Origin of the sequence: Pseudomonas umsongensis (assembly GCF_012647205.1) — a bacterium.
Classification (GTDB): Bacteria; Pseudomonadota; Gammaproteobacteria; order Pseudomonadales; family Pseudomonadaceae; genus Aquipseudomonas; species Aquipseudomonas umsongensis.
This window is the reverse complement of record NZ_CP051487.1, coordinates 2,538,558-2,563,802: the sequence shown is the minus strand read 5'-3', so window position 1 is coordinate 2,563,802 and position 25,245 is coordinate 2,538,558. Positions and strand designations below refer to the sequence as shown.

Sequence of the window (25,245 nt, the reverse complement as noted above, 5' to 3'; positions counted from 1 at the left end):
ACGAATTGCCGCTCCATGGCGCGGGGAGAAACTGGAGACGCAAAAAACCCCGCTCGGTGGCGGGGTTCTGGGTCAGTTTCGAGTAAGTTGCCGAAGGCAAAACTCTAACAGTGGCGAAATAATGCCGTCAGCCGTGCGGGAAGTCAAGCGGCCTCTTTCATTTTGTAAATCACCCCTCCGATCGGGCTCAGCGCCTTCGCGTCGATGTCGTAGCACGCGTCGAAGCAGAGCTGCACGAATGGCTCCCAGTCTCGGCCCCAGGCAGCGGATGGAAGCTTGATCCCGTACTCGGCATTCATCCAGGTCCTGAACAGCTCGGGCTTGATCAACGGGTCATCATTTGCCGACTGGCCGCCCTGGTGCATGTAGCGGTAGCGACGGAACACCCCCTTGGCCACGTACTCGGCTCGCTCTCTCTTGTCGGCGGTCATGCGCGGTGCCCGGCTGCATGCCAGATTGAACACCGCCTCTTCCGCCTCTTCCCGGTCATCATCGGTCGGCTCGGCCGCATACATGGCGTTGCCGAATGCGCGGAGTTGGCGGTGAAGGCGCGCGATCGCCGATTGAATCTGGCCAGCCAATGCGCCGTGCACTGCGTGATTCGCTGTTGGCCCGCGCTCAGCGCCCTGGACCACTACACCCAACTCGGCGGCGTCGGAGGTCTGGCCCGGGGCCGGGTTGTACGTGCAGTCATGCCATGCCTGGCGTGCAGAATTGATCTTCATGCTGCTCTCCCTTTCAGCTCTCTGGTCTTTGCCCGGTATTCGGCAGTCATCGCCTTCAGCTCTTCGATGGTGTACTTCTTGGCCTCATGCGGGCCTTCCAGCCACTCGACCGACTCGGCGCCGATCCGCTTCACCAGCTCAATCCGGTAATTGACGATGTTCCCGGAAAGTCGGGTATTGCACGGCGAGCACTGGCGGTGGCAGTTGAGCGGCTCGAAACGCAATGCGGGGTTGCTCCCGACGGTCCGGTAGTGGCCTGCGTCGTACTTACCCTGGTGGTGCCGGCCGCAGCTAACGCACGGCAACTGGGCGTCACGGGCGCGTACCCAAGCGTTGAAGGCGATCTGCGTGTCTTTGAGGTAATCGGCCCGACTCTTCAGCCTCTCCTTACGGACCTTGATCTCTTTGCGCTCGAACTGATCCAGAGCCTTCCGCGCCTTCTCCAAGTTCTTCGGCGCATCCAGAATTGCGCAGGTGGGACTACAAACCGCCTGCCCCAGGCGCGCCGGGACGAATGAGGCCCTGCAGGATTCGACTCGGCATTTCTTCAGATTCGGTGCCTTCTTCTCCTTGATGGCTGCCCTCATGCTGCTACCTCGCCCAGCAGATCCGTGAACACCACGCCGCGCTCCGTGAAGTCGGCAACGATGCGATCGGTGTAGGCGATGCCCTGGGCGCGACTGAACAACCGGGTTACCGGGAATCCGTCCGGACCAAACAGCGAGCAGCCCCCCATCATGTCGAGCTTCTGCGCGTAGGACAGGTGACGCATGGTCTGGTACCAGGCCGCGCGGAAGTCGTCCTCCTCGTTCAGCAGGATCTGGACCCCGAAATGCAGCTTGCAGTACCGGCGTGCATCGTCGACGTCGCCGATCTGCGTCATCGCAGCGATGCGCTGGTAGAGCGAGAACCACAAGGCGTTCTGGTCGAGGGTGCGATCCTTGCCTGGACGCAGCGACACAACGACGAACTTCTTGTCACGGTACATGGTGGTCAGGCTGGTGATGGCCTCGGAAAGCTTGGCCTGGCTGTTGACGCTGATCTTGTCGGTCATGACGTCACCGCCATTGTGATCAGGACGCAGAACACGCCGATGGAGAAGCCAGCCATGGTGCAGGCCAGCGTGGTCATGGTTTTGTTGCTCCTCGGCTTACCCATGGGCATGCCCTCCCCGGTTCTTGCGCAAGTCAGCCAGGGCCTTGTTGCCGATCGCCGCCGTAACGCGACCGTCGACCCGTTCCGGCAGGGCCAACGGAATGTTCCGCAGGCTCTCACCGGCCAGCATCATGTGGATTGTGATGTCGTAGTTGCGGTCAAAAATCTTGCGGCTGACCTCTGCCTTCATCGTGTTCAGCGCGTGGAAGCCACACTGGCTGGCAGCGTGGTACACGGCCTGGTGCGACCACTCCCGGCCGCCTGCCATGCTCGGGTGAGCATTGGCGACGGATTCGGCGTAGGCCGCTTCGTGGGACGGAATGCCCAGCGCTTCTGGGGTCGGTTGGCACATCTGGATGAATTTGCCTACCGACGGCGCGAAGTCGCTTCCGAGCTTGCGGCAGTTCTGCAGGCCGAAACGGATCTGCTCGATCTGTTTGATGCCCTCGGCCATGAACGCCTTCACCCAGGTACGCTTGGCGGTCATCAGGGCTTCATCGGTTGGCCATGCCTGCCGCCACGCAGGGAAGATCGCCTGCAATTCCTTGAACAGCGAGTTCACGACATCCGCGGTACCGGTGTCGACCTTGAGCGGGGCAGCCTCCACGGAAGGCAGGTTACCCAGGGTCTGCATCAGCTGATTCGGGGTCTTCATCACAGTACCCCCAAGTCATCAGCCCAGGTCTTGTCGTCAAAATCTGGGCCATTGGCCTGACGACGCGGGGCGAACTGATGGACATTGCTCGCCAGCGCCGGCGAGGGCACTTCGTCTTCCCAGCGCTGACCGTTGAGCCAAGTGGACGGGTGCGGGATGAACTGGCCGTTGTCCTTGGTCCAGGCAGTCGACACGACTTGCTTGGCAAGGCCGTCGGCGATCAGGGTGAACAGGTCGCCAGTGATCTTGAGTTTCTTCCAGGCCTTCTGCGCGGCTGCCTTCCCGACTTTGTTCGGATAGAGCCTCCAGAACGTGGCGAACAAGTCCTCCCCTTCAGGGGGTAGGGGGTGCTCTTTTCTATTCTTATCTGTATCTGTATCTGTATCTATATGGTTGGCATTCCGTTGCAACGGATCTTCAACGATCGTTGAACGGTCGTTGAGTTCCTGTTGTTTTTTGAGTGCTCTCGCCTTCGCTGAGGCCTTTCCGGCATTCGATGCGGTAACCACCTTGCTGTTGACCGCCTCCAAGTCAGCCTCTACACGGAACTGAACCCAGTGAGTTTCGGTGACATGGAAGAACTCATTCAACGTTTCGGCAACGGAAGGCCAACGCTCGTTGGGAATCCGTGCAACCGTGGCGAGCCGATCAATGCGCAAAGGCTTGCCTGTCTGCCAATAGCTGAACAGTAGGAGCATGTAGGCACCATGCTCCTCCGCAGTGAGGTGCGTGGTATCGGCCAGATAATCGGCGACGTAGAACTGCATGTAAGGGAGCGCGGCCATCATGCGACCTCCTGGAGTTTGTACTGAGCCCACAAGCCAGCTACCCAAGTGACGCCCTTGGGAGTGAATTTGGACTGGTTGAAGGCATGACCGCCGTCAGTGGTGCCGGCCCGGACCTCAAAGCGCCCTGCGTCGATGTGAGACTGGTAGGCCTGCCATTCGCCGCCCATGCGGTACATGATTTTTTTGTCGATCAGGAACTCGCGGAACCGCGACTCGTTGGCCTTTAGAAGTTTGGCTGTCTGGCGAAAGCCCTTGAGCCCCGTCGAATCGACGTACCTCTCAACGAAGGCTATTTTCGGAGCTGCCTCAATCAAGGCCTGATTGGCAGCCTGCTGCAGTTCGAACTGTTCAGCCCAGGCACGAGCGGCGGCGGGATTGGAGAAGTCGGGGAGCGTGGCAATGACTCGCGGCCCCTCGAGCTCCTTCAACTTTTGCAGCACGGATCGGCGAACAGCTTTCGATTCGCGCATGCCGACGAGCATGCATTGATCAAGGGTCAGGTCGTAGCTGGCCATGTCCACGCGGCTTTGCGGGTGTGCAATTGTTTTGCACTCCCCCAACTCATCACCGAGCTCGTCTTGCACTCGAATAATGAACTGGTCGTTCCTGACTTTCGGCTCGCCAGCCTGGCTGCGCGCCTCGTTGACCATGTCGCGAAGTTCGATGCTCGAAATAGTCCGCGACACGTTTTGCGATTGCATAAAACGTGTCGCGACATGGTTCTGGGGATTGCTGGTTTCTATTGAATGGTGCATGATTCGCTCCACAAGCGTTGAAGAGAGCCGGGTCACTACCCCGGCTTTTTTTTGCCTACTGAAAACCTCAGTCCCTCTAAAGGGACCTTTTTCCTCAGTCCCTAATAAGAGACTGAGAGCTCACCTTCGCGGTCCGAACTGGACTACGTTGTCGCCCGCTGCCGGCTTCCCTCTCCGCGAGAGAAACCGACCGGCCTTGCGCAAGATCTGCGATGCCAGCTCATCAGTGCTTAACCCCATCTCCGAGGCCCAAAGTTCCAGGTCCTCGAAGTCGTTCTTCCTAAACTGCGCGACCTCAACCTCACGGATTGGCGTTGCATCGTTTGCTGCTGGCATCAGTCCTCCCATGACCTATTCAGGCCCTGAGCTTTTTCTCGCTAATTAACGGCAGGTAGCCGTGCTCTTTCTTGAATGCCAGGGCGGCGAGGATGATCTCGCGCGCCAGCACGCTGTGTTGCGCCTTGAGCTCATGGGCGTATCCCTTGAGCTCATGGAAGTCTTCGTCATCCAGACGAACCTTGACCTGGTGGTCGTGGCGGTGGGCTTTGTCGTCATAGGCCATCAGGTGTTCCCCTGCTTGCTTCTGTGATCGTGTGGTCTGGATGAGCTTTGCGGTTACGCTTCAGGGCCTGCTCAGTCCCTTCTTCGGAAAGGCTTTACTGCTCCCCGCGGATTTCGGGGTTTTGTCCGTTGAGCCAGCTCTCGACGCATCAACTCGGCTGCAAGTTCTTCGGGGGTTATCCCCCTCTTCTCTGCCTCTCGCTCAAGCTGCTCCATCTCTCGCTGGCCCAACTGGACCTGTTCGATAGGCATGGGGCCTCCTTTGGGCCTTCAAGCCACTTGGTGTTCGTCGGTATTCTCCGAAGCCAATGCAGCAAGCTGCGCTTCCAGCAGCTCACGGCACAAAACCGCTCGCTGAGTGCGGTGAAACTTGGCCAGGGCCTGGATTAACTCGAACGTGTCCTCATCAACCCGGACCTTGATCTCCCGGTCATGTAGGTGCTTGGGATTGGCGTACATGCAGGTCTTGCTCCTTGCGATTGAAATTGATTAGGCGGCAGATTTTTGAGACGGGAACGGACGATGCTCTAGGGCCGACAAGCTGCCGTCATCCCCGAGGGTCACGAACACATCACGACCAACACGGATCGCCTTGCTTAAGGCGCCTTGCGTGCAGCCAAGCATTTGAGCGGCCTTCGTATGGCCATGCTGTTTTGCAAATTCGGAAAGCGGGATACGGCGCATAGCGACGTCCTCTACATAGTTTTCGCGCCAATTATGACCGCCGGTATTATCATCAGTCAATACCGGCGATATTGGTTGAGTGAATACCGCAGGTAATATGATTTGCCGATGACTAAAGACTCTCGAAGACTGCCGCTTGCCGAATGGCAATTGGAAGACAGCGACCGCCTGAAAGAAATTTTTCAGAGGAAACGCGGCGCGCTGAAACTCACCCAGGAGAAGCTCGCTGCAGAGCTTGGTGACGGTGTTACGCAAGGCGCTGTCAGCCACTTCATGAATCGTCGCACCGCGTTGAGTCTGAAGGCTGCTGCGGTTTTTGCGCGCATGCTTGAGGTCCCGGTATCCGACTTCAGTCCTACACTTGCTGAGCAACTAGGAAAACTCAGTTCATCGTTAACCCCTTCACATGAGCAGGGAATGGCGAGAGAGCTTGTAGGTGGTGTCGCCGCCAATACGCCATTTCCCGCTGGCGATGACGTCAATCACAGTCTTGACGACCGATACGCCTTCATTCCTCAATACGATGCTAAAGCTGCAGCAGGCATCGGTCATGAGAACCCGCATGTAGAGGTTCGCTCTACCCTGGCATTCAAGCGCGAGTGGTTGAAGGTTAAGGGGGTTAATCCTAATCAGTTGGTCGTCATCTATGCCGATGGCGAGAGCATGTGGCCCACGATCAACGATCGCGACGTTCTCCTGATCGACAGGTCGAAGATCGATCCGATCGACCGACAAGTCTTTGTACTGGCCAGTGCAGACAAAGGCGCGATTGTGAAGCGACTAATAAAGACGACCTTGGGCGGCTGGATCATCAGAAGCGACAATGAGAACAAAGATGAGCACCCGGACCTGATCCTCTCTCGGAAGGAAATCAACGAGCATCGCATCATCGGCCAGGTCATCTGGCGCGGTGGGGATTTATAGGCGTTGTGGTTTGAGGGTGGATTGAGATGGCGCACTCACTTCAATACCAGATTGGCGATTCCATCCGCATCATTGAGGCCGAGGTAGCTAGATTGCTTGATGTGGTGGACGCTCTAAAAGAAGCTGGAAGTGACGAATTGTCTGAATCTGTCTTGTCTCAGGCACACAAAATTCTTGAGGCTGCGATTGCATTGAGAATCGTTGGGGCGGGCTGAGCCCCACAGGGTCGGCTGGCGTGTTATGCAGATAAGGTGAAGGCGGGAAGGATTGTGCGGGGAAGACCCACTCGGTCGAGTCTGAGCGTCTGCACCAACAAAACCATGTACTACTTTTTTTGACAAACCGAAGGCAAGGAACGCGATCTATGGGTAAAATTGAGGGTTATCAACTCGACCTGGCCATACCGATGAATGAACAAGACGTTTTCCACTTCGACGACTCTCGGCCACATTTCGATGGCCTGTGTCGGAAAAACGGCATCACGTATTGGTATGCCCGTGATTTCATGAAAATGGTTGGTTATCAAACCTTTTCAAGCTTTCAAAAGGCCGTCCAAAAAGCAATTGCATCTTGCACTACCCTCGGCATCGACATCATGGAAAACTTCCAGCAGGTCGATCGAGAAATTGACGGAAAAATTGAGCGAGATTACAAGCTTTCGCGTTTCGCGTGCTATTTGACAGCAATGAATGGTGATGGGAAAAAGCCAGAAGTTGCGCGAGCTCAAGCGTATTTTGCTGCCGTAGCAGAGACGTTCAAGCGCTACATCGATCAGGCAGAGGATGTTGAACGCGTACTGATACGCGATGAGATATCGCTACACGAGAAGTCTTTGAGTGGAGTGGCAAAGCAGGCCGGTGTCACCGAGTACCATTTTTTCCAGAACGCGGGATACCGCGGACTGTATAACATGAATATGTCTGACCTAAAAAATAGAAAAGGCTTGATTGGCAAAGAGTCTAGCCGATCCCTACTGGACTTCATGGGCAAGCAGGAGCTTGCTGCCAACCTTTTCCGGGTTACCCAGACTGAAGCAAAAATGGAGAACGAAGGAATACGCGGCCAAAAAGCTGCTGAGCGAGCTGCAGAAGCGGTCGGTAGGAAGGTACGAGAAACCATGATTGAGATCAGTGGAGATGCACCTGAAAGTCTTCCTCTCGCGCGAGACCTCAAACAAGTTAAGAGCGACCTCAAGGCTTCGAGCAAAGAATTCAAAAAGCTGGACAAATAGCGTTGATGAGGAATAGCCCGGCACAATGCCGGGCCTTTCGTTTCTTGATGAGCTGATCGTTATCAGATTGGTTGGGGCTAGGAAGGATCGAAGATAGCGCTCTCACGAAAAGTCCGATTCCACAGGAAATTGGATATCAAGGAGAAGATCATGGCATTGCCAACCCCAACAGATTTACAGCGAATGGCGCTACCTAAGAAATTTACAGCACTTCTTAGTGTCCTGGGCCTTCACAGGCCTGCGCATGTTGACAGCAAGGAATGGCACCAGCTCTGCCAGCTGTACAAGGTGATGTGGGAAGCGAAACAGGGCGATGGCTTTGAAGCCTTGGCAAAAAGGCTTATTGCGCACATCAGCTACTATCAGAAAACCATTGAGGCCGAGGGTGAGGCGTTCGTATCGATTGCCATATCCAGGAAAAAGCGGCGTAAAGCAAATCGTTGCGGTCTATTTATTGGAAATGCATCATTCTCTGACTCTTCTCAGGAGGCTGCACGAAAAAGAAACTCAACTCCAAAAATAGGCTTAGGGGTGAAAAGTATTCTCGCTCCACCTCAACGGACCCGGCGCGAAGAGCTCAAGATCGATAGTCACACACAATTGCCCGAGAAATCACCCTCATCTCATATTTTATACGTAGCCGGCTGGACATTATCAAGCGAACAAGAGTAGCGGAACCTAGTGCAAGTTCTCTGTTCCGCCCTGTCCACCTTCGTCATCTCCACCCTGCACAATACGGTCAGCCAAAAGGAGTTGGTTACGTGATTGGAAAGCCCGGCCAAATGCCGGGCTTTGTAGTGGTGATAGCACGGGGCCAGAATGGTAGGATTACAATCCCTGATATGGAGATCAATCCTTGGACGCCCCTGACAAGAACTGCCCTTTCTGCGCCGAACCCATCAAGGCGGAAGCGATCCGGTGCAAACACTGCCAGGTGAGCCTGCTCACTGGTACAGCTGACGGCGCCCCGCCACCAAAATCCAAAAAGCCGATCTGGCCATGGATCATCCTGACTCCACTGTTAATCCTTGGGACGCTGATGGTCGTCGGCGCCATGTCAGGGCCGCCTGATGAAAAGACAAAGGCCCGCTCAGCGATTGATCTTTGCTGGAAAGGCGTCGACGATGAGCTCCAATCCCTGAGCACTCGCAGATTCGTTCGCGGCACTTGCCAGATGATGGTCGAAAAGTACGAAACGAAATACGGACGGTCTCCGACGCTACGCCGCGAATAGTCCTAATGACAGATCCAGCCCGCCACTGAGCGGGCTTTTTTGTGGGCGCGATAAAAACATGACCGGAGGTATTGACCTGCATACAATACCGGCGGTATTGTGCAGCCATCGCAACCAAGTCCCCCGAAAGGGACCGCCAGCGCGAAGGGCCTCAAAGGGCCTGACCGCTCTTTAGATCTAACGCTTCACCTTGCCGGATCAACACCGGCCCAGATTGAAAGGCAGCGATGAACCGGCCTCAACGGTTCAGAGGGTTGGCAACTGACCCGGGTGTGCAGCGTAAAGCACCGCAAACAGTTTTCTGGTGGGCTGAGCCGCGACCGGTGGAATAATTTGATATAGCCTGTGCGACGCCAGTAGCGTGCTACGGCAAATATTTGTCACTAGCTGGCCTTGGAGACAGGGCCAAACACCACGTCAACTGAGGGCTTTAGATGAAAATTGTTGAAATCATTGAACACGTCGAGCTTTATTGGTCCAACGACCGCTGGAACCTTTCGCTGAGCGGTAGCGCGGAAGGGTTTGCAAGGATTGCACGGGGGCTGATCTACGATCGGACTGGGAGCTTCTACATTGCTCAAAATGAAGGACTAATTAATTTTTGCTCCGCAGGAAGCGACGGGGCATGTGGCGGCAGCTTCACGATGCGCGATGGCTCCATCGAAAATGTAGTTGGTGCATGGAGCAGCAATTCTGACTCCGTCTTCAAGGCAACCGGCATTGATAGTGTCTCGGCATCCTTTAACAACCAGGTAATTGCCTTATCAATCCCAGCACTTAAGGCAATCGGAGTACGGTTTGGGTTCGTGATTAACGAAGTTACAGATGCATACCGCCACCATATCACCCCGATCCCTCCTGCAACCAGAATGACCTTAGTCGACCGCAGCTGAAAAATTTGAATCGACTCTGAAGTCCTGCGATCTAGTCAACTGCCGTGACATCACCGCCACGGCGGTCGGACCATGCACCAATCCGGTTAAGACACCGGCTGCGCCAGAAGGCGAATACTCCTCCAAATGCAATTCAGTGCCCCTACTCTGTAAGTTCATCCTCACAAAGCCCATCGACCAGTGCAATTGCCATCGTCTCCATAGTTAGGGCGGTAGCGCATTCTGCTCTTTTGGGTTCATAGCAAGCAGCTAAATCTCTTCCCCGACACCACCCGCATGCACTCCCCTCCGCGCCCAACGGCAACCAGCGGAATGGATGAGTGCAGCCGAGTTATGTTGGATCAACACCGCGCCACCCTGGAGGCGACCATGAACGCACTCGCAAGAGCACAAGCTGCATACGACTCAAGGTTGCCTCCGGATGATGGCGACAGCGTCCTTGAGACATCCGAAGCTCAGGAATGGGTGATTGAGGCTACTCAGGGCCTCATCGATGGGCACCCGATTGTTGCACCCAGCCCTTATGGGCGCGGCGCCACCCTCGCGAGCCGAGAGCATCTGGCGCGAGACGTTGACGAGCATCTGCAAGCGACTCCCGACTTCGAGCGGAACGTCGCGCAGATCCTCATCGAGATAGTGAGCTGCGGCGACACCGAAAGCCGGCTCTACAAACTGGCGCACGGGGCCCTGGGTTACAGCGACGATTGTGTGGTGACTCGACTGGCCCGGGAAATGGCCGAGCGTAACGCCGACGCCTACTTCGACGCCAAGTGCGAGCAGGATCGAGCAGAAACGGAGTGCGGGTTTTGAGCCCGCATATCACCATCGATCAGGCGCTTGAAGCCCTGGAGCACCCCGGCAGCCGCGACATCGACGACAGCCTCGCCAACGGGCTGCTCGTAAGACTCTTCACCGCCGGCGACATCACCGTTGAAGAATTTCACCACTACAGCGCTCGCCTGCTGAAGATCAGCCGGAAGCGCAAGGAGTTGTCATGAGCACAGCGCCGGTAAAAACGCTGATCGACGAGCAGCTCGAAGGTATCGAGCAGCGCATCGCCATTCTGAGCTTCGGCTTACCCTTCAACGAGGTGATCGGCCGCAAGCGCGAAGAGTTGGTCGCCAACCTGCCGCAGCGCCTGGCTCCGACCATGAAAGGCGGCCGGATCGCGGTAAGGATTCGGCCTTGACCTCCTATCAGCGCGCCAAGCGCATACACACCTGGCGTGGCTTAGCCGTCGCCCTTCTGCTCTTCACTGCCTGGATGCTGGCAAGCGCCTACTCCGGCCAGCTCACTCAATAACCACTACCTTCAAACGCTGCGAGCATCGCGGCAGGGAATCGTCATGTCCGCAAAAACCGAACTGGCCGTAGTGCCGCCGCAAGAAACCGCCCTCGCCGTCTACAGCGCTGAAAAGGGCCTTGAACCTTGGCTCCAGGTGATCCGCTCCAAGATCGATGGCTTCACGCCGGACATCAGCACCCGCAAGGGCCGCGATGCGATCGCCTCAATGGCTTATGCAGTCGCCCGCTCCAAGACGGCCTTGGACGACGTCGGCAAGAAGCTGGTCGCCGACCTGAAGGAAGTCCCGAAGAAGATCGATGCTGAGCGCAAACGCGTTCGCGACACTTTGGACTCATGGCAGGAAGAGGTTCGCCGCCCGCTGAATGAGTGGCAGGCCGCCGAAGATGCCCGGGTCGATAAGCACAACGACGCGATCGAGCGTATCCGACTGCTGGCCGTGGATCTGGACGGCATCACCGCCGAAGACCTGGCCGACCGAGTCGCACAGCTTGAAGCGGTTGCCCTGGGCGATGTCTGGGAAGAGTTCGAGCCGGAAGCGGCCCGCGCCAAGGACAAGGCTCTGACGGTGCTTCGCGCTGCCCTGACCGCCCGCCAGAAGTATGAAGCTGAGCAAGCGGAATTGGCCAGGCTGCGCGCTGAAGCAGAGGCGCGAGCCAAGGCCGACCATGAAGCAGCAATCGCCCGGGAAGCGGCAGAGAAAGCTCAGCGCGAAGCCGAAGAAAAGGCCCAGGCCGAGCGCGATGCGGCCGCTAAGCGTGAGCAGGCGCTGATTGATCAGGCCGCACAGGCTCAGCGCGACGCCGAACGCAAAGTCCGCGAGGCTGAGGCTGCCGCTGCTAACCAGGCCCTGCAGCTGAAGCTGGCCGCCGAACAGGCCGAGCGCCAGAAGCTGCAAGCCGAGGCGGATCGGGTCGAATCCATTCGCCGCGCCGAGCAGGACCGAATTGCAGCCGAGCAGCGTCAGGCCGCAGCGGTTGAGCAAGCTCGACTTGATGAGATCGCCCGCCAGAACAAAGCCGCAGACGAGATCCTGCGCCAAGAAAAGCTGCGCGAGGCGGACAGGGTTCACAAGGGCGCCATCTACAAGGCTTCGAAAGAGGCATTCATGCAGCACGGAATGACCGAAGACTGCGCTCGACTGGCTGTAATGCTGATCGCCAGCGGCTTCATCCCCGCCATCTCCATCAAGTACTGAGGTCGCCATGAGCAATCTTGCAGTGACAGAAAAAGTCGAGCGCTTGCCGGCCATTCAAACCGAGTCGGCGACCATCATGTCGATCATCCAGCAGGTGGCCATGAGCCCCGACGCAGACATCGACAAGATGGAACGCTTGATGGCGATGCATGAGCGCTTCCAAGCCCAGCAGGCCAAGCAGCAGTACGACGATGCGCTGGCCCAGATGCAGGAAGAAATGCCGGTGATCGGCGAACGCGGCGGCATCAAGGACAAGAGCGGCCGGATCCAGAGCACCTACGCGCTCTGGGAAGACATCAACGAGATGATCAAGCCTGTGATGGCCAAGCATGGCTTTGCCCTCACCTTCCGCACCCCGCGTAACGAGCGAGGTATCGAGGTTGAAGGTGTGCTGAGCCATCGCGCCGGGCACCGAGAAATCACCTCGATCGTCCTGCCTGTCGACGCATCGGGCAGCAAAAACGGCGTGCAGGCCGTGGCATCAAGCGTCAGCTACGGCAAGCGCTACACCGCGGGCCTGCTGCTGAACATCACCACTACTGGCGAAGACGACGACGGCAACGGCCCGGCTGCCAAAATCACACCGCGCGTCACCTCCGCCCAGGCCGCGCAGCTCGCGATGCTGCTGGAGAAGTGCAGCGACAAAGCGAAATCCGCTTTCGCCGGCATCCACGGCACACCGACCTCCGTCGAGAAATCTATGTTTGACCAGGTGCTGGCCATGCTCACCAAGTCAGCCACCCAAAACAGCAAAACCACCGAAGGGAAAGACGATGAAAATCATCAGTAACGTTGAGCAAGGGACTCAAGAGTGGCTGGATCTGCGCCTGGGCATCGTGACCTGTTCGGAGCTGGACACCCTGCTGGTCAACGGCAAGGGTGAAGCAGGCTTCGGCGCCGGCGCATTCACTTACATGAATACGCTGATCGGCGAGCGCATCACCGGTGAAGCTGCCGATCCGTTCCAGGGTAACCGCCACACCGAGCGCGGCCATGAATATGAGGGCATCGCCCGCGGCCTGTACCAGTCGCAACTGGACGTCACCACCGAGCAGGTCGGCATCATCCTGAATCACGGGATCGGCTACTCGCCAGACTCGCTAATCGGCGAAGACGGCCTGTGCGAGATCAAGACCAAGCTGCCGAAGTTTCAGGTGGAAGTGATCCTGTCCGGCGAGATCCCCAAGGAGCATGTCGCGCAGTGCCAGGGCGGCTTGTGGGTGTCGGATCGCGAGTGGATCGACTTCGTCAGCTACTGGCCGGGTATGAAGCTGTTTGTGAAGCGTGCCTACCGCGACGAAGTGATGATTCGCAAGATGAACGAGCGCGTCAAAACCTTCTACGAAATCCTCGACGAGCGCATGAACCGCGTGCTCGGCATCGCCGCTTAAGGACATTCCATGCCAACACTTACCGACGTCGGCCGCATTGGCCGTGACGCTGAACTGCGCTACACCCCGGGCGGCGACGCTGTGGTCAATCTGGCCCTGGCGTGCGACTACGGTCGAAAGGGTCAAGATGGCAAGCGGCCGACTCAGTGGGTCGATGCCACCCTCTGGGGGAAGCAGGCCGAAGCCATGGCGCCCTACCTGCTCAAAGGTCAGCAGGTGTACTTCACCATGGACGACGCTCATATCGAAACCTACACCAAGACCGGCGGCGGTGAAGGCTTCAAGCTGACGGGCAAGATCATCTTGATCAAGTTCGTCGGCTCACCGCCTCAGGCGGCCAATCAACCGCAGCAGCAATCCAGGCCACAACAGTCCCGGCAGCAGGCGGCATCCCGGCCAGCGCAGAACCAGCAGGCTGCACCGCCCGACAGCTTCGACGATGACATCCCTTTCGCGCCCCTCCACTATTTGAACGGTGCCTGACATGGACCAAGCAATTGAAGAAGCCGCAAAGCGGCAATGTGGACTGGAGGCGGCGAAAGCTGCCTTCTTTGCATCCGGGGGTCAGGCGCAGCTGATCCCGACAGGGCTTGGCAAGGACAGCCCTGGTGTCGATCAAATCCCGAAGCCGGCGTACGGCTATCGGAACATCGAGGCGCCAAAGAGCAAGCGCGGGCGACTCATCAGCGACGACGAAAAAGCCGCCCTGGCCGCTCAGTTGGTGGAGTGCAAAGCGGCCGGCATGACACGGTACAAGGCCAGCAAGCACCTCGGCATCAGCGAAACGCTATGCCGCAGGCTGATCGCCGACTACTCGCTCGACTTCCCGGCATCAGCCTGATGCGCAGGATGGCACGCGTGCAACAACGCAAACGACAAGCCTGGCTGACATTACCGGCCAGCGGCATAGAAGAAATAGACCATGGCCAAGAGTCGATAGAAACGACCAGCGAACACCGTTGTAACGAAACGGGCCGGAGAAAAGACAATACTGCGCACAGACAGGCATTACTGCTCTGGTTGAATCAGCATAAGAAACAGGATGAGGACATCTAACTAACCAATTTGGGGGCCGATGGCTCGTGCGCCTTAACCAAACCCTTCCCCACAGATGAATCATACGTGAACTGGTAGGCATACGGCCTTCCCCGAACATTCTTGCAGGATACAGTTATATTGAAACTTACATCCACATCATTTTTTGGAAAATTAACTTGGAATTTTTCTCTAGCCTGCGCTCCGACATACCCTGCCGTCAGCACTTCATATTCTGCACTTCCATCAGACCAACAAACTCTCAGACCATAGGCAGCTGCATTAATAATCAAAAAATTAAAATTGAGCCATTCACCGGAATTAGAAATACCGGAGTTCACATAGGCCACATCAACCCTAGGGCGAATAGACTCTTCAATCTCCAACATCTCCAGCTCATGCTTTGCTTTTGCCAACTCCATCTGACCAGTAGATACTTCCAGGGCTTGCCGCTGTTGACTCACGGAGTTCGAAAGTTCAACACATTGCGCGACAAGAGCTTGAGAGCTAATTTTCAGTTCGCGACCTTGCTGATAGTAACCAAGTACTAGCCAAAGAACAGCGAGCGGCCCAAATACGCCCGCGAGAAAATCGCCAAGCTCATTTAAAGGCAAATTGAAAATTTCATTCGCTCGCAAACTAACGATTATTATTGCAGCGCTAATATATATCGACGTAAACAATCCCGCGAGCTGCTCTGCATTCCCCTGAAATAACTTAAGAATCTTTACACCCAGTTTCAATTGAGAACGACGCATTTACAAAAATCCATACGCTTTTTAAAGATTCTAACAGAACATCTAAATAGCCACTACACCACATCCGCCATTATAACGGCATCTGACAGAGGCTTACGTCGCTGGCAGCATGCCTGGACCAAGCACCCACGAAATTGAAGAGGCAGGCCATGGCCAAGTCGCCAACGGAGAGGAAGCGCGATCAGCGAGAACGCGACAAGTTGACCGAGCAAGAAAGGTTGGCTCGCCTCCTGTCACGAAAGATTGTCACGTTGCTTTATCACAACGATGACGCCGCTCTTATTCGAACAATGGCAAGAACCGGCATCGACGAAGAGCAGGATCTGATTTCACGCTTCATCCATGCTGCCGACCGAATGACCGACGAAGAACTCGGTGCGCACATTAGCATTTCGTGACAACCACGCGTGACAACCAACCAAATCACCTACTGTCGCATCCGGTCACGGAGGGCGGCGCCTACCCGAGGTAATCGCAATGCCTGTTCTCCACAGCATCATCCACAAGATCGATAAGAAGCCCGACGGCAGCCCTGCAGTTCTGCACTACAGCGGCGCCGAATTGGTCGAGAGCCAAGCCCGCGACGAGCTGATCAACCAGTTCAACGAAAGCTACAACGCCAAGGCAGGCAAGGCCTGGGGGCTCTTCCACGCAGAATCCGGCACCTTCCCATTCAGTGGTTGGCTCGGCAAATACCTGGCCGGCAACGATGGTTTCGTTTCTTTCAGCGACAACGCCGTCGAACACCTGACGAAGCTGATGGAAGAGTCGAACCTCTCAGTCGGTGGCAACGCCCTGTTCTGCCACTACCAGCAAGGCCTGACCGATTACCTGATCATCGCCCTGGTGCAAGAAACCGAAGCGGTGGTCATGACCGACGCGCTCACGCTGCTACCCGTTCGGCGCCTGGATCTGGATCACATCCACCTGGCGGCCCGAATCAACCTCAGCGAGTGGAAGAGCAATCCAGCATCACGGCAGTACATATCGTTCATCAAGGGCAAGAACGGCCGAAAGGCAAACGATTACTTCCGCGACTTCATTGGCTGTCAGGAAGGTGTCGACGGCCCGGGCGAAACCCGTACCCTGCTCAAGGCGTTCAGAGACTTCGTGGAAAGCGAAGACCTGGGGGAAGAGTCGGCCCGCGAGAAGACTCACGCCTTGGTCAGTTATTCCATGGCCCACGCCAAGCTGGGTGAGCCGATAACCATCGACGAACTGTCCGAGCTGATCGATGAGGACCAGCCGAAGATGTTCGCCGCCTTCATCCGCGAAAAGGACTACGGCCTGTCGGCAACCATTCCCGCCGACAAGAAGACCCTGAACAAATTCAGGCGTTTCACCGGTCGCATCGATGGCCTGTCGATCAGCTTTGAACAGCACCTCCTCGGCTCGAAAATCGAGTTCGACGAAGCTGGCGGCACCCTGACGCTGCGCAGTCTGCCGACCCAGCTCACTGACCAACTCAAGCGCGCAGCCGCCTGATACTCACCGCTATGCCACGCTCTGGACGGAGGGCGGCGCCTGACTGGAGACAACCGTGCCCCCACAATTCGAAAGTCCAAACGGGCTATGGCGGCGACTGGGCTACGCAGTTGAGCGTGGCCCCCGCGGCGAACGCATGATTCGCCGACCAGACGGTTCAACGGTAAGCATCAATACCGAGCATGGTCGCCACACCGGCGAAGTAGCCGCGGCCAGACAAGAGATCACACGCTTGCCGCATGGCGAACTCGAGTGCAAGGCCGCACAGTTCGCCATCTTCGCCTGACCCGCCTTCACCTGTTGGTTTTAATCCTGTTTGGATTTGACTTCTGTTCTGTGCCAGGTAATTGAGCCGCCTTCCCCTAAGTAACCAATTCGCTGCTCGACCACGCGGTAGTGAGCAACAGTGCTGCCTGCTGCATCCAATTCAGAGAAATTCAGAATGTCTTCCCCTGTCGTAATACCGAAAATCGAGTTACCCGAGAAAAGTTGATTCTGCTTTGGTATGCCCAATAGCCTTTTGTAGAACTCATCGCTCACTTGCTGTCTCTCCCTCCGGCTCCATGCCGGGCTGACACAAATACCCCACTTCAACGAATCACGCCAGCCGGCGAGGATCCTCTATGTCCGCACAACAGAAGAAACACCCCTTCGATTTCAAAACCCAGTATGGACTTGGCTTCAGCTCTCAGGACGATGAGATCGTTGTCGACTTCTTCTGTGGTGGCGGCGGTGCTGGTACCGGGTTGGAAATGGGCCTGGGCCGCGCGGTGAATGTCGCGAAGAACCACAGCCCCCAGGCAATCAGCATGCACACCGTAAATCACCCGGGCGCAGTGCACTACACCACCGATGTATTCGAGGGCAATCCAGACACCGAGTGCGACGGCAAGGCCGTGGGCTGGTTCCACATGTCGCCGGACTGCACGCACCACAGCCAGGCCGCCGGCGGCCAGCCGCGCAAGCGCGAGATACGCAATCTTTCATGGATTGGCCTGAAGTGGGCCGGCAAGAAGAAGCCCCGCGTGATCAGCCTGGAAAACGTGAAGCAGATACTTCAGTGGGGGCCGCTGATCGCCAAGCGTGACAAGTCGACCGGCCGGGTTGTGAAGCTGGGCGGCGGCGTGGCAGAACAGGGCGAGGTGGTTCCAGTGCACCAGCAATTCCTGGTACCGGACCCAAAGCGCCGCGGGCAGACCTGGACTGTGTTTGTTGCCGAGCTGCAGCACCTGGGCTACGTCGTGGAGTGGAGGGTGATCAAGGCGTGTGACTTTGGTGCTCCAACCAGCCGAGAACGCCTGTTCATGATCGCTCGATGCGATGGTCAGCCGATTGTCTGGCCAGCCCCAACACACGCCAAGCACCCGGTGAAAGGCCAGCAGAAGTGGCGCACCGCCGCCGAGTGCATCGACTGGACGATCCCGAGTAAAAGCATCTTTGATCGTCCAAAGCCGCTGGCACCGGCCACCCTGCGGCGGATCGCCAAGGGCATGAAGAAGTTCGTCATCGATGCCGCTGACCCGTTTATTGTGCCGATCGCGAACTGGTCCGGCGACAGTGTGCAGTCAGCGCACGATCCGCTGCGCACAGTGACCTCCTGGCCTCGCGGCGGTTCGTTCGCCATGGCCAGCCCGATCATTGCGCCAGCTACGCACCAGGGCAGCGACCGGATCAACGATCCGCACGCCCCGCTGCCGACGGTAACCTGCGCCAACCGCGGCGAGCTGACGCTAATCAGCCCAGTGATGGTTACCGCGGCACACGGCGAAGGAAAGCCCGGCGGTGTCCAGCGCTGGGGCGATGGCAGCAAGTTTGCCGGTGACCCACTTGGCACGGTGACAGCAAGTGGCGGGCACTCAATTGCCGCTGCGCACCTGGTGAAATTCCGGTTTACGGACGAAGGCAAAGCGCTCGACGAGCCGCTGCCAACCATCACCAGCGGTGGAAACTACCAGCGCCCGGCCGGCGCCGCCCACGCCATGGGCATCTCCACGGTGTTCATGGCTCAGATGAATGGCGGATTCAACACCACGGCCGCCAAGAGCATCGAAGACCCGATGACCACTGTGACGAACACAGGTAGCCAGCAGCAGCTCGTGACCGCGAACCTGGTGCACCTGCGCGGCAACTGCGATGCGCGTGACGCAGCTGACCCACTGCACACGATCAGCGCCGGCGGCACTCACCACGGTCTAGTTACCGCATTCATGGAGCGCCAGTTCGGCGCAAGCGTCGGCAAGGCCGTGAACGAACCGGCACCAACCATCACTGCCGGCGGTGGCGGAAAGAGTTCGCTGGTCGAGCTCCAGCTCTCGCCAGAAGTTGAAGCCGGCGCGTTGAGGGTCGCGGCATTCCTGATCAGCTACTACGGCACCGAGAACATGAGCGCCGCCGACGCGCCCGCACCAACGATCACTACCAAGGACCGCCTCGGCCTGGTCACCGTCACCATCAAGGGCACGCCGTACGTGATCGTCGACATCTGCCTGCGAATGCTGCAACCGGCCGAGCTGTACAAGGCCCAGGGCTTTCCCGCCGACTACATCATCAGCCACGGTGCCGACGGCAAGCCGTTCACGAAGACTCAGCAGGTGCACATGTGCGGCAACAGCGTCAGCCCTCCTCCAATGGCAGCTCTTGCAAGGGCGAATGACCCTTGGCGTGTCTCTGACCGGCAGGCAGAGGCGGCTTAGGTCGATTCCGCGCTCCTTTGTAACTCGTAAAGTGTTCGCGTTTATCCATCGTAATCACAGCCCCACATCCGGATGGAGATTTATTACTGATCTACACTGGATAACGCTTCTGCTCAATCAGGAGTAGGAGCATTACTAGTTTGATCACTATGAGATGAGCAGAAAATGAACGTTATGCACTTCTATACCACTAGTACTACTGAACCTGCTGCCGGCTATGTTTCTGAAGGCATCACAGCCAATGTACTAAATCACCAAACTGAAGACGCTTCGGCTTTCAATCGCTGGCGACACCCTGAAAGTAATCTGCATTTTTACACCACCGACCCTAACGGAGAAGCAGCGCCAGCCGCGGGATATGTCTTTGAAAAAATTGAATGCTATGTACCTAACCCAGGCGTTCCCGGAACAATTCCTCTCTACCGCTGGTATAACCCCAACACGGGTGATCACTTATACACCCTAGATAAGGATGGTGAGCTTGGTCCGGCCTCAGGATATGTGGCAGAAGGAATTTCGTGCTACGTATTTCCACTTGGCTCCGATGGAACTGTGCCGCTTTATAGATGGGTGGCGGGGGATCAGACTTGGTGCATTAGACTTTCCCGCTCCTCCCCTGATGGACATCGATATGTTGTCTTTTCAAAAAACGTGCATGTCAGCACCTATGAAGAAGCAAAAGCACTTGCGCAGATAGTTTATGACCAATACAACTTCCAAAGCCTCCCAGAAATGACAGCTAACTTTATTGAGGAACCCAAACTCGGAGGCTGCTAACAACTGCAATAGAGCTAGCCACCTTTAGCTCTGATTTTGTTAATGATAGAAGATGGAGCCTACCCGCCAAAGTATCTAGGATGGAGTAAAAGTAATACGTTTTCTTGGCGGGTCTAAATTCAGGCCTTTCATTTTATACACTTCCAATAGAACTCCCTCCCCCTTCAAAGTCAGCCGCTATAGCGGCAAGGACGAAGTCATGCCTGCAGAAAAGTTGATTGGCCCGGTAGAAGTCACGCGCGACGCGGACGGGTATTGGTATCACCCGGATATCCCCGAATTCGATGAAGACGCCGAAGCATGGAAAGCGTGGCTCGAAACCCAGGGTCTGAAGGTGATCGGCTGGCACATGGAATCCGATTTGGAAGCCCATCCCTACTGGGATGATGAAGCCTGCCACTGCCTCGGCTGGGAACTAGAGCCGCCGCCCGATGATGGCTGGTTCCTGCTCGGCATTTTCGACACTGATAATGGCCCGTATGTGCAGTGGGCACGTCGCGAGGTGACGCCATGAGCCAGGTAAAAGAACGGCCAATCCTGTTCTCGGCCCCGATGGTGCGCGCCATCGTGGAAGGCCGGAAGACGGTCACTCGGCGTGCAGTGAAGTTCCCGCTCAAAGACAAGGCAACCGGCCGCTGGCTGGCCGGCAACGAAATTGGCCCCGTCGAGGTCCGCGACAACAGTCCGTTTGGCCAACCAGGCGAACGGCTGTGGGTGCGTGAAACTTGGGCGCGAATTGGTATTGCTCAGGCCCCGGATCAAGAATGGGTGGTGTATCGCGAGAGCGATAACCGCACGGACTACGGCGGTCCTTGGAAGCCGGGCATCCACATGTTCCGCCGCGACAGCCGCATCCTGCTAGAGATCACCGCCGTCCGAGTCGAGCGGTTGCAGGACATCAGCGAAGAGCAATGCGCGGCTGAAGGTGTGCGGGCTATGCGTGACGACAGTGGTGCGCTGGTCGGCAGAGAAGGTCCAGGTCGGTACGTGACGCCTTGGCCCACCCGCAAGGAGGCCTTCCGCGATATTTGGGAATCCGTCGGCGGCGACTGGGCCGCCAATCCATGGGTGTGGGTCGTCGAGTTCAAGAAGGTGACGCCATGATCGCCCTCGCCTTGTTCGCCTACGTGTACTGCTACAAGGGGCCGCGGTGATGAAGCCAAAGGCGAGCACTACGCTAACGCAGGCTCGCAAACTTAATTTAAACGCCCAAGAGTCCCGTGGTAACCGTAGAAACAACAGCAGTAATTGCTGTAGGCACCCAGGAATTTTTGAATGAATCAAGGATCTCTGCAACCAATCCCTTATTCGGATTCGCGCTCGTCAGCTGGCGAGAAATTTCCGCCAGCCCCTCAGCCAAACCATTCATTTGGGCGACAACAGCTTTGTCAGCGACACCTTGAGCAATGTCTACAGATGAACCATCAACTCGGACTTGGTTACCAATCGTCGTCGATCCCGCCGCTCCACCGGTGGCGCTAATCACCGCCCCGATACCCCCATTCGTGACAAAGCTCTGACCAACCACCTTCAATTGGATTACAAATTGACCAGGGTTGCTTCGAATGCTTTCAGCCAATGCGTCAATTATTGCAGCACCTTCTTTTGAATCCATTCCCATCTCCTTGATTTCGTCTACGAGCTCCATCTGAGCCGCATCGCAGACTGTAACTCAGAAACAAAATGACAACTCACCCTTTCCCACTTACCAGCCTGCCGGCGACGGCGGGCGAGGATTCGCTATGTCCAATCGCAGCGCGGCCCAGGTCGTGCCCATCCTTCCGCGCTTCATTCGCGCCGGCGAGGCTTACGGCTATCTCGGCATGTGCAGAGATGAATTCAACAAAACCGTCCGGCCCAACGTGCGCGAATTCCCGATCGGGAAACAGGGTATTGGCTTCGACCGGATAGAGCTCGACCAGTGGGCGGATGCCTATATCGAAGCCATGGCAATTGAAAAGGCCGCCAATCAGGACAACAATCAGCCCCGCAGTGGGCGCCAAGGAGTCAATAAATGGCGCGAAAAACAATCTCCGGCCTCTACGAGAGGAACGGAATTTGGCACATCGACAAAGTCGTCCGAGGTCAGCGACTTCAAGAAAGCACTGGAGCAAGCGAAAGGCAGGAAGCGGAGCAGTACCTGATCCACCGTTTGGAAAAGCTCAGGCAGGAAAAGGTTTACGGTGTGCGCCAGGTGCGAACCTGGCGTGAGGCGGCCACCAGGTTTCTGGTGGAGTTCAAAGACCAGGCCTCAATTGGCCTTTCGGCCTCGCACATTGAGCAGTTGGACCCGTACATCGGCGATTTACCGATCACCCACATAGATGACGGGACGCTGGCCACGTTCAAGCGGGACCGGCAGAAGCCAGCCAAAACTGAAAAAGGGAAGGTAAAGCCAGGCGTGTCGAACCGGACGGTGAACATCGCCTTGCAGCGCGTCGTTCGAATCTTGAACCTGTGCCACAGGAAGTGGCGAGACGCAGAGAAACGGCCGTGGCTGGATAGCGTGCCGATGATCTCGATGCTGGAGGAGAGGAAGTCGAGCAGGAAGCCCTACCCCATGTCATGGGCAGAGCAGTCGATGCTGTTCTCGGAAATACCTGACCACCTGTTGAGGATGTCGCTCTACAAAGTGAACACGGGCTGCAGGGAGCAGGAAGTCTGCAAGCTTCAGTGGGATTGGGAAATCCGAGTGCCGGAACTGGGAGCGAGTGTATTCCTGATCCCTGCTGACTTTGGCGGGAGGCATGAGAAGTCTGGCGTGAAGAATGGCGACGAGAGGCTGGTGGTGCTGAACAAGGTGGCGATGTCGGTCATCGACGGGCAGCGCGGGCTGCATTCGAAGTATGTCTTCCCGTATGGGCAGCCGGACGAACACGGTCCGACCCCGATGCACCGGATGAATGACACAGCGTGGAAGAAGGCCAGGGTGCGAGCGGCGGCGAAGTGGGAAGTGGAGCACAAGTCACCGGCACACCCCGGGTTCAGATCGATCAGGATTCACGACCTCAAGCACACCTTTGGCAGAAGGCTACGTGCAGCGGGCGTGACACTGGAGGATCGGAAGGCGCTTCTGGGGCACAAGAATGGCAGCGTTACGAGCCACTATTCTACCGCAGAGCTCGAGCAGTTGATTGAGGCGGCAAACAAAGTATCAGCGACCGATTCGAGAGGACCGGCTCTGACAATCTTGAGGAGGAAAACGGGATGAACCCCCGCAAAAGTCCCTGCACATGAAAAAGCCCAACTCGCGAAAGTTGGGCTAAGTCATTGAATTATATGGTCGGGACGGAGTGATTCGAACACTCGACCCCTAGCACCCCATGCTGGGGACTAAAGCGATCTAAGTGCTTGTTTTATAAGGCTAACTGCCCTCTCCGGTAGCGGCAAAACATCCTCTTTTTTGTGCTTATGCAAACGGAAACACGCGGCCTCCAGAGGAGGTTTTGCGCACAACCCTTACGGCGTTCTGCCGACTGAACACAAACCACCTATCGCAATAGTGAGTCCCCGATTCAACGCTGGTATTCTCGCCGCCACGTTCGCCAGGCATTAAGGGATGCGGGTGAAAATAGAAGCCCCGGAGCCGCGAACCTTCGGGGCTTTGCTTTTTCTGAGCCTTCCTACCCGGCATCCACCCGCACCTTATGATGCTACGCTCACCTCTTCACGGAGGATTCGTAATGCCAAACTCAGACCTGCTCCCTTCCCTGCTCTTTAAGATCAATGAAAACCAGTTCGTCCTAGAAGCTGCCATTTTGGAGTTTTCGAACTGGGGTGAGCATCACGGTGCGGCAGAGGTCGCTAACAACGTGCGCGGATTTTGAGACACCATCGATAAAAAATAAGGAAAAAGAATTGGTATGGGCCTTATCCTCTCCCTGCAATTACTGTCTGGTGCCTGCCTGGCGCTGCATGACAGTAACGCTTATATCAAGCTTGGCAGTGTGCACTTCAACCCTAATATATAACCATGATACGATCATCGTATATCACTGGCGGAAAAAATCTAAATTTTACAACTCTACCCCACTGAGAAATAAAATATGAAACTCAAGAAGGCCTGCCCGTTTTGCAGCAAGTCCCACCCAGACATACATTTCACAAAAGAACATATTCTGAGGGATAAATTCAATTCACTATTCCCGGAAACGCCAAGTCACATTACTTGGGAAAACAAAACTCGGAGATCAGACGGCGGCTTTAATATAAAGCCAATTGTTATTCCTCACGGCCCTTTTGACAGCACGGTAAACTCCGTTTGCAATGAGTGCAATGCTGGATGGATGAACACTCTAGAGAATCATGCAGAATCAAGCCTTGTTGAGCTATTTTATGCGCGACGCAATTTCCCTAGCGACGATAATTTAGAAACATTAGCTTTCTGGGCAGCAAAGACCGCTGCAGTAAATGCTTTGAAGCATCGTGATAATCTACCCGGCTTTCCAATCGACCATTATGCAATAATGAAGACACAACTGAAGCCACCACCACTCACTTACGTATGGTATTGCCACACCGCGTTTAACCAGAATACATATTTTAGATATTACAGAGCAGGTCTCCCAGGAAAGCCTGAGAGTTCATTCCACATAACAACAATAAACATAGGCCATGCTTTATTCTCCATAATCGGATCTTCCACGCATGAAATGAACGAAGAGCTCATGCCCGAAATAGAACTGCGAGATAGATTATACGGGAGAGTTTGGCCAGAAGGAGCCCGCCACTCAAGACCTGCAGTAACGATACAGGACAAGTCCCACCTCATCAAGATTGGCGAACTCATATCGTCACACTATTTGCTCTAAGAACACTTCCATAACACACTCTAAGCATAACTCGACATTATGTGTAAGCGCATACTGATCATTATCCTGCGATCCGACTACGACGCACAGAAAGGTCGAGTAAATCATTCGCCAAACATCACCTGGACGTTTACGTTTTAGTTGCGGCGTCAACATCCGCCTTCGTCGACCGAATATCAGCGCCGTTCAG

The 25,245-nt window shown here is 56.2% G+C and carries 38 protein-coding genes and 1 tRNA gene; 26 read left to right on the top strand and 13 right to left on the bottom strand.

Annotation, left to right across the window (positions count from 1 at the left end; translation table 11 throughout):
* Positions 1–143: 143 nt before the first annotated feature.
* From HGP31_RS11700 to HGP31_RS11660, 9 genes are all read right to left on the bottom strand, one after another.
* On the bottom strand, positions 144–725 hold the full coding sequence (locus tag HGP31_RS11700; protein WP_168757771.1) for a hypothetical protein: 582 nt from the start codon (positions 723–725) through the stop codon (positions 144–146).
* The gene (locus tag HGP31_RS11695; protein ID WP_168757770.1) at positions 722–1,312 is read right to left on the bottom strand and encodes a recombination protein NinG; all 591 of its coding nucleotides are present in this window, start codon (positions 1,310–1,312) and stop codon (positions 722–724) included. Before HGP31_RS11695 ends, HGP31_RS11700 begins: the two co-directional genes overlap by 4 nt.
* The gene (locus HGP31_RS11690) at positions 1,309–1,779 is read right to left on the bottom strand and encodes a hypothetical protein (protein ID WP_168757769.1); all 471 of its coding nucleotides are present in this window, start codon (positions 1,777–1,779) and stop codon (positions 1,309–1,311) included. Before HGP31_RS11690 ends, HGP31_RS11695 begins: the two co-directional genes overlap by 4 nt.
* Positions 1,780–1,875: 96 nt before the next feature.
* Entirely contained in the window at positions 1,876–2,535 is a 660-nt protein-coding gene (locus HGP31_RS11685; RefSeq protein ID WP_168757768.1) for a replication protein P, read from the bottom strand.
* Complete coding sequence (locus HGP31_RS11680) at positions 2,535–3,323, bottom strand: YdaU family protein (protein WP_168757767.1); 789 nt, start codon at positions 3,321–3,323, stop codon at positions 2,535–2,537. Before HGP31_RS11680 ends, HGP31_RS11685 begins: the two co-directional genes overlap by 1 nt.
* Positions 3,320–4,114 carry a phage antirepressor KilAC domain-containing protein gene (locus HGP31_RS11675; RefSeq protein ID WP_338106383.1) on the bottom strand — a complete coding sequence of 265 codons (795 nt, stop codon included), beginning with the start codon at positions 4,112–4,114 and terminating at the stop codon, positions 3,320–3,322. The genes HGP31_RS11680 and HGP31_RS11675 overlap by 4 nt, the downstream gene beginning before the upstream one ends.
* A 319-nt stretch (positions 4,115–4,433) precedes the next feature.
* Positions 4,434–4,640, bottom strand: coding sequence for a hypothetical protein (locus HGP31_RS11670; protein ID WP_168757766.1), 207 nt, complete (start codon positions 4,638–4,640; stop codon positions 4,434–4,436).
* 269 nt (positions 4,641–4,909) lie between these two features.
* Complete coding sequence (locus HGP31_RS11665) at positions 4,910–5,098, bottom strand: hypothetical protein (protein WP_168757765.1); 189 nt, start codon at positions 5,096–5,098, stop codon at positions 4,910–4,912.
* A 30-nt stretch (positions 5,099–5,128) separates the two neighbouring features.
* Entirely contained in the window at positions 5,129–5,323 is a 195-nt protein-coding gene (locus HGP31_RS11660; RefSeq protein ID WP_168757764.1) for a Cro/CI family transcriptional regulator, read from the bottom strand.
* A gap of 108 nt (positions 5,324–5,431) precedes the next feature.
* On the opposite strand from HGP31_RS11660, the gene HGP31_RS11655 reads away from it, so the two are divergent.
* From HGP31_RS11655 to HGP31_RS11585, 15 genes are all read left to right on the top strand, one after another.
* On the top strand, positions 5,432–6,247 hold the full coding sequence (locus HGP31_RS11655; protein WP_168757763.1) for a LexA family transcriptional regulator: 816 nt from the start codon (positions 5,432–5,434) through the stop codon (positions 6,245–6,247).
* A 26-nt stretch (positions 6,248–6,273) separates the two neighbouring features.
* Positions 6,274–6,462: a hypothetical protein gene (locus HGP31_RS11650; protein WP_168757762.1), complete on the top strand. Its 189-nt coding sequence runs from the start codon at positions 6,274–6,276 to the stop codon at positions 6,460–6,462.
* Between the two features lie 149 nt (positions 6,463–6,611).
* The gene (locus HGP31_RS11645; protein ID WP_168757761.1) at positions 6,612–7,478 is read left to right on the top strand and encodes a BRO family protein; all 867 of its coding nucleotides are present in this window, start codon (positions 6,612–6,614) and stop codon (positions 7,476–7,478) included.
* 150 nt (positions 7,479–7,628) lie between these two features.
* Positions 7,629–8,150 (top strand): hypothetical protein, encoded by a 522-nt coding sequence (locus tag HGP31_RS11640; RefSeq protein WP_168757760.1) that lies wholly within the window; start codon positions 7,629–7,631, stop codon positions 8,148–8,150.
* Positions 8,151–8,334: 184 nt separating this feature from the next.
* Complete coding sequence (locus HGP31_RS11635; RefSeq protein ID WP_168757759.1) at positions 8,335–8,712, top strand: hypothetical protein; 378 nt, start codon at positions 8,335–8,337, stop codon at positions 8,710–8,712.
* 434 nt (positions 8,713–9,146) lie between these two features.
* Positions 9,147–9,605: a hypothetical protein gene (locus tag HGP31_RS11630; protein WP_168757758.1), complete on the top strand. Its 459-nt coding sequence runs from the start codon at positions 9,147–9,149 to the stop codon at positions 9,603–9,605.
* A gap of 369 nt (positions 9,606–9,974) precedes the next feature.
* Positions 9,975–10,415: a hypothetical protein gene (locus tag HGP31_RS11625; RefSeq protein ID WP_168757757.1), complete on the top strand. Its 441-nt coding sequence runs from the start codon at positions 9,975–9,977 to the stop codon at positions 10,413–10,415.
* A complete protein-coding gene (locus HGP31_RS11620) occupies positions 10,403–10,603 on the top strand; it encodes a hypothetical protein (protein ID WP_168757756.1) in 201 nt (66 codons plus the stop codon). The genes HGP31_RS11625 and HGP31_RS11620 overlap by 13 nt, the downstream gene beginning before the upstream one ends.
* Positions 10,600–10,794, top strand: a complete 195-nt coding sequence (locus tag HGP31_RS11615) for a hypothetical protein (RefSeq protein WP_168757755.1) — start codon at positions 10,600–10,602, stop codon at positions 10,792–10,794. The genes HGP31_RS11620 and HGP31_RS11615 overlap by 4 nt, the downstream gene beginning before the upstream one ends.
* Positions 10,795–10,950: 156 nt before the next feature.
* Positions 10,951–12,105 carry a coiled-coil domain-containing protein gene (locus HGP31_RS11610; RefSeq protein ID WP_168757754.1) on the top strand — a complete coding sequence of 385 codons (1,155 nt, stop codon included), beginning with the start codon at positions 10,951–10,953 and terminating at the stop codon, positions 12,103–12,105.
* Between the two features lie 7 nt (positions 12,106–12,112).
* Positions 12,113–12,895 carry an ERF family protein gene (locus tag HGP31_RS11605; RefSeq protein WP_168757753.1) on the top strand — a complete coding sequence of 261 codons (783 nt, stop codon included), beginning with the start codon at positions 12,113–12,115 and terminating at the stop codon, positions 12,893–12,895.
* A complete protein-coding gene (locus HGP31_RS11600; protein ID WP_168757752.1) occupies positions 12,879–13,496 on the top strand; it encodes a lambda exonuclease family protein in 618 nt (205 codons plus the stop codon). The genes HGP31_RS11605 and HGP31_RS11600 overlap by 17 nt, the downstream gene beginning before the upstream one ends.
* Before the next feature lie 9 nt (positions 13,497–13,505).
* Positions 13,506–13,979 (top strand): single-stranded DNA-binding protein, encoded by a 474-nt coding sequence (gene ssb, locus HGP31_RS11595; protein ID WP_168757751.1) that lies wholly within the window; start codon positions 13,506–13,508, stop codon positions 13,977–13,979.
* A 1-nt stretch (position 13,980) separates the two neighbouring features.
* Positions 13,981–14,337 carry a hypothetical protein gene (locus HGP31_RS11590; protein ID WP_168757750.1) on the top strand — a complete coding sequence of 119 codons (357 nt, stop codon included), beginning with the start codon at positions 13,981–13,983 and terminating at the stop codon, positions 14,335–14,337.
* Between the two features lie 17 nt (positions 14,338–14,354).
* Complete coding sequence (locus HGP31_RS11585; RefSeq protein WP_168757749.1) at positions 14,355–14,552, top strand: hypothetical protein; 198 nt, start codon at positions 14,355–14,357, stop codon at positions 14,550–14,552.
* On the opposite strand, the gene HGP31_RS11580 is transcribed toward HGP31_RS11585, so the two are convergent.
* The gene (locus HGP31_RS11580) at positions 14,549–15,289 is read right to left on the bottom strand and encodes a hypothetical protein (RefSeq protein ID WP_168757748.1); all 741 of its coding nucleotides are present in this window, start codon (positions 15,287–15,289) and stop codon (positions 14,549–14,551) included. The two genes, HGP31_RS11585 and HGP31_RS11580, sit on opposite strands and share 4 nt — an antisense overlap.
* A gap of 149 nt (positions 15,290–15,438) precedes the next feature.
* Here HGP31_RS11580 and HGP31_RS11575 point away from each other — a divergent pair, with 149 nt between their 5' ends.
* The 3 genes from HGP31_RS11575 to HGP31_RS11565 all read left to right on the top strand — a co-directional run bounded on the left by HGP31_RS11575 (position 15,439) and on the right by HGP31_RS11565 (position 17,060).
* Positions 15,439–15,687: a hypothetical protein gene (locus tag HGP31_RS11575; protein WP_168757747.1), complete on the top strand. Its 249-nt coding sequence runs from the start codon at positions 15,439–15,441 to the stop codon at positions 15,685–15,687.
* 79 nt (positions 15,688–15,766) lie between these two features.
* Positions 15,767–16,774: a nucleoid-associated protein YejK gene (gene yejK, locus HGP31_RS11570; RefSeq protein WP_168757746.1), complete on the top strand. Its 1,008-nt coding sequence runs from the start codon at positions 15,767–15,769 to the stop codon at positions 16,772–16,774.
* Positions 16,775–16,910: 136 nt separating this feature from the next.
* Positions 16,911–17,060 (top strand): hypothetical protein, encoded by a 150-nt coding sequence (locus HGP31_RS11565; protein ID WP_168757745.1) that lies wholly within the window; start codon positions 16,911–16,913, stop codon positions 17,058–17,060.
* A gap of 20 nt (positions 17,061–17,080) precedes the next feature.
* On the opposite strand, the gene HGP31_RS11560 is transcribed toward HGP31_RS11565, so the two are convergent.
* Complete coding sequence (locus tag HGP31_RS11560) at positions 17,081–17,314, bottom strand: hypothetical protein (RefSeq protein ID WP_168757744.1); 234 nt, start codon at positions 17,312–17,314, stop codon at positions 17,081–17,083.
* An 83-nt stretch (positions 17,315–17,397) separates the two neighbouring features.
* Between HGP31_RS11560 and HGP31_RS11555 the strand changes: the two genes are divergently transcribed.
* From HGP31_RS11555 to HGP31_RS11540, 4 genes are all read left to right on the top strand, one after another.
* Positions 17,398–19,467: a DNA cytosine methyltransferase gene (locus HGP31_RS11555; RefSeq protein ID WP_168757743.1), complete on the top strand. Its 2,070-nt coding sequence runs from the start codon at positions 17,398–17,400 to the stop codon at positions 19,465–19,467.
* A 165-nt stretch (positions 19,468–19,632) separates the two neighbouring features.
* On the top strand, positions 19,633–20,244 hold the full coding sequence (locus HGP31_RS11550) for a hypothetical protein (protein ID WP_168757742.1): 612 nt from the start codon (positions 19,633–19,635) through the stop codon (positions 20,242–20,244).
* A 199-nt stretch (positions 20,245–20,443) separates the two neighbouring features.
* A complete protein-coding gene (locus HGP31_RS11545; RefSeq protein ID WP_168757741.1) occupies positions 20,444–20,758 on the top strand; it encodes a hypothetical protein in 315 nt (104 codons plus the stop codon).
* The gene (locus HGP31_RS11540) at positions 20,755–21,348 is read left to right on the top strand and encodes a morphogenetic protein (RefSeq protein WP_168757740.1); all 594 of its coding nucleotides are present in this window, start codon (positions 20,755–20,757) and stop codon (positions 21,346–21,348) included. Before HGP31_RS11545 ends, HGP31_RS11540 begins: the two co-directional genes overlap by 4 nt.
* A gap of 97 nt (positions 21,349–21,445) precedes the next feature.
* Here HGP31_RS11540 and HGP31_RS11535 read toward each other — a convergent pair whose 3' ends face one another.
* A complete protein-coding gene (locus tag HGP31_RS11535; RefSeq protein WP_168757739.1) occupies positions 21,446–21,859 on the bottom strand; it encodes a hypothetical protein in 414 nt (137 codons plus the stop codon).
* 127 nt (positions 21,860–21,986) lie between these two features.
* Between HGP31_RS11535 and HGP31_RS30475 the strand changes: the two genes are divergently transcribed.
* Positions 21,987–22,388 carry a hypothetical protein gene (locus HGP31_RS30475; protein ID WP_240963537.1) on the top strand — a complete coding sequence of 134 codons (402 nt, stop codon included), beginning with the start codon at positions 21,987–21,989 and terminating at the stop codon, positions 22,386–22,388.
* A complete protein-coding gene (locus tag HGP31_RS11530; protein ID WP_240963557.1) occupies positions 22,274–23,455 on the top strand; it encodes a tyrosine-type recombinase/integrase in 1,182 nt (393 codons plus the stop codon). The genes HGP31_RS30475 and HGP31_RS11530 overlap by 115 nt, the downstream gene beginning before the upstream one ends.
* A gap of 69 nt (positions 23,456–23,524) precedes the next feature.
* Here HGP31_RS11530 and HGP31_RS11525 read toward each other — a convergent pair.
* Positions 23,525–23,643 (bottom strand) — tRNA-OTHER (locus HGP31_RS11525).
* 284 nt (positions 23,644–23,927) lie between these two features.
* Between HGP31_RS11525 and HGP31_RS11520 the strand changes: the two genes are divergently transcribed.
* Both HGP31_RS11520 and HGP31_RS11515 read left to right on the top strand, forming a co-directional pair.
* Complete coding sequence (locus tag HGP31_RS11520) at positions 23,928–24,071, top strand: hypothetical protein (RefSeq protein ID WP_168756983.1); 144 nt, start codon at positions 23,928–23,930, stop codon at positions 24,069–24,071.
* 219 nt (positions 24,072–24,290) lie between these two features.
* Complete coding sequence (locus HGP31_RS11515; protein ID WP_168757737.1) at positions 24,291–25,055, top strand: hypothetical protein; 765 nt, start codon at positions 24,291–24,293, stop codon at positions 25,053–25,055.
* The last annotated feature ends 190 nt before the right edge of the window (positions 25,056–25,245 follow it).

Bases quoted from the DNA above. Each gene is read 5' to 3' on its own strand.
- HGP31_RS11700 (WP_168757771.1), bottom strand. From the start codon at position 725: ATGAAGATCAATTCTGCACGCCAGGCATGGCATGACTGCACGTACAAC.
- HGP31_RS11695 (WP_168757770.1), bottom strand. From the start codon at position 1,312: ATGAGGGCAGCCATCAAGGAGAAGAAGGCACCGAATCTGAAGAAATGC.
- HGP31_RS11690 (WP_168757769.1), bottom strand. From the start codon at position 1,779: ATGACCGACAAGATCAGCGTCAACAGCCAGGCCAAGCTTTCCGAGGCC.
- HGP31_RS11685 (WP_168757768.1), bottom strand. From the start codon at position 2,535: ATGAAGACCCCGAATCAGCTGATGCAGACCCTGGGTAACCTGCCTTCC.
- HGP31_RS11680 (WP_168757767.1), bottom strand. From the start codon at position 3,323: ATGATGGCCGCGCTCCCTTACATGCAGTTCTACGTCGCCGATTATCTG.
- HGP31_RS11670 (WP_168757766.1), bottom strand. From the start codon at position 4,640: ATGGCCTATGACGACAAAGCCCACCGCCACGACCACCAGGTCAAGGTT.
- HGP31_RS11665 (WP_168757765.1), bottom strand. From the start codon at position 5,098: ATGTACGCCAATCCCAAGCACCTACATGACCGGGAGATCAAGGTCCGG.
- HGP31_RS11660 (WP_168757764.1), bottom strand. From the start codon at position 5,323: ATGCGCCGTATCCCGCTTTCCGAATTTGCAAAACAGCATGGCCATACG.
- HGP31_RS11655 (WP_168757763.1), top strand. From the start codon at position 5,432: ATGACTAAAGACTCTCGAAGACTGCCGCTTGCCGAATGGCAATTGGAA.
- HGP31_RS11650 (WP_168757762.1), top strand. From the start codon at position 6,274: ATGGCGCACTCACTTCAATACCAGATTGGCGATTCCATCCGCATCATT.
- HGP31_RS11645 (WP_168757761.1), top strand. From the start codon at position 6,612: ATGGGTAAAATTGAGGGTTATCAACTCGACCTGGCCATACCGATGAAT.
- HGP31_RS11640 (WP_168757760.1), top strand. From the start codon at position 7,629: ATGGCATTGCCAACCCCAACAGATTTACAGCGAATGGCGCTACCTAAG.
- HGP31_RS11630 (WP_168757758.1), top strand. From the start codon at position 9,147: ATGAAAATTGTTGAAATCATTGAACACGTCGAGCTTTATTGGTCCAAC.
- HGP31_RS11625 (WP_168757757.1), top strand. From the start codon at position 9,975: ATGAACGCACTCGCAAGAGCACAAGCTGCATACGACTCAAGGTTGCCT.
- HGP31_RS11615 (WP_168757755.1), top strand. From the start codon at position 10,600: ATGAGCACAGCGCCGGTAAAAACGCTGATCGACGAGCAGCTCGAAGGT.
- HGP31_RS11610 (WP_168757754.1), top strand. From the start codon at position 10,951: ATGTCCGCAAAAACCGAACTGGCCGTAGTGCCGCCGCAAGAAACCGCC.
- HGP31_RS11605 (WP_168757753.1), top strand. From the start codon at position 12,113: ATGAGCAATCTTGCAGTGACAGAAAAAGTCGAGCGCTTGCCGGCCATT.
- HGP31_RS11600 (WP_168757752.1), top strand. From the start codon at position 12,879: ATGAAAATCATCAGTAACGTTGAGCAAGGGACTCAAGAGTGGCTGGAT.
- ssb (WP_168757751.1), top strand. From the start codon at position 13,506: ATGCCAACACTTACCGACGTCGGCCGCATTGGCCGTGACGCTGAACTG.
- HGP31_RS11590 (WP_168757750.1), top strand. From the start codon at position 13,981: ATGGACCAAGCAATTGAAGAAGCCGCAAAGCGGCAATGTGGACTGGAG.
- HGP31_RS11580 (WP_168757748.1), bottom strand. From the start codon at position 15,289: ATGCGTCGTTCTCAATTGAAACTGGGTGTAAAGATTCTTAAGTTATTT.
- HGP31_RS11575 (WP_168757747.1), top strand. From the start codon at position 15,439: ATGGCCAAGTCGCCAACGGAGAGGAAGCGCGATCAGCGAGAACGCGAC.
- yejK (WP_168757746.1), top strand. From the start codon at position 15,767: ATGCCTGTTCTCCACAGCATCATCCACAAGATCGATAAGAAGCCCGAC.
- HGP31_RS11565 (WP_168757745.1), top strand. From the start codon at position 16,911: ATGATTCGCCGACCAGACGGTTCAACGGTAAGCATCAATACCGAGCAT.
- HGP31_RS11555 (WP_168757743.1), top strand. From the start codon at position 17,398: ATGTCCGCACAACAGAAGAAACACCCCTTCGATTTCAAAACCCAGTAT.
- HGP31_RS11550 (WP_168757742.1), top strand. From the start codon at position 19,633: ATGAACGTTATGCACTTCTATACCACTAGTACTACTGAACCTGCTGCC.
- HGP31_RS11545 (WP_168757741.1), top strand. From the start codon at position 20,444: ATGCCTGCAGAAAAGTTGATTGGCCCGGTAGAAGTCACGCGCGACGCG.
- HGP31_RS11540 (WP_168757740.1), top strand. From the start codon at position 20,755: ATGAGCCAGGTAAAAGAACGGCCAATCCTGTTCTCGGCCCCGATGGTG.
- HGP31_RS11535 (WP_168757739.1), bottom strand. From the start codon at position 21,859: ATGGATTCAAAAGAAGGTGCTGCAATAATTGACGCATTGGCTGAAAGC.
- HGP31_RS30475 (WP_240963537.1), top strand. From the start codon at position 21,987: ATGTCCAATCGCAGCGCGGCCCAGGTCGTGCCCATCCTTCCGCGCTTC.
- HGP31_RS11520 (WP_168756983.1), top strand. From the start codon at position 23,928: ATGCCAAACTCAGACCTGCTCCCTTCCCTGCTCTTTAAGATCAATGAA.
- HGP31_RS11515 (WP_168757737.1), top strand. From the start codon at position 24,291: ATGAAACTCAAGAAGGCCTGCCCGTTTTGCAGCAAGTCCCACCCAGAC.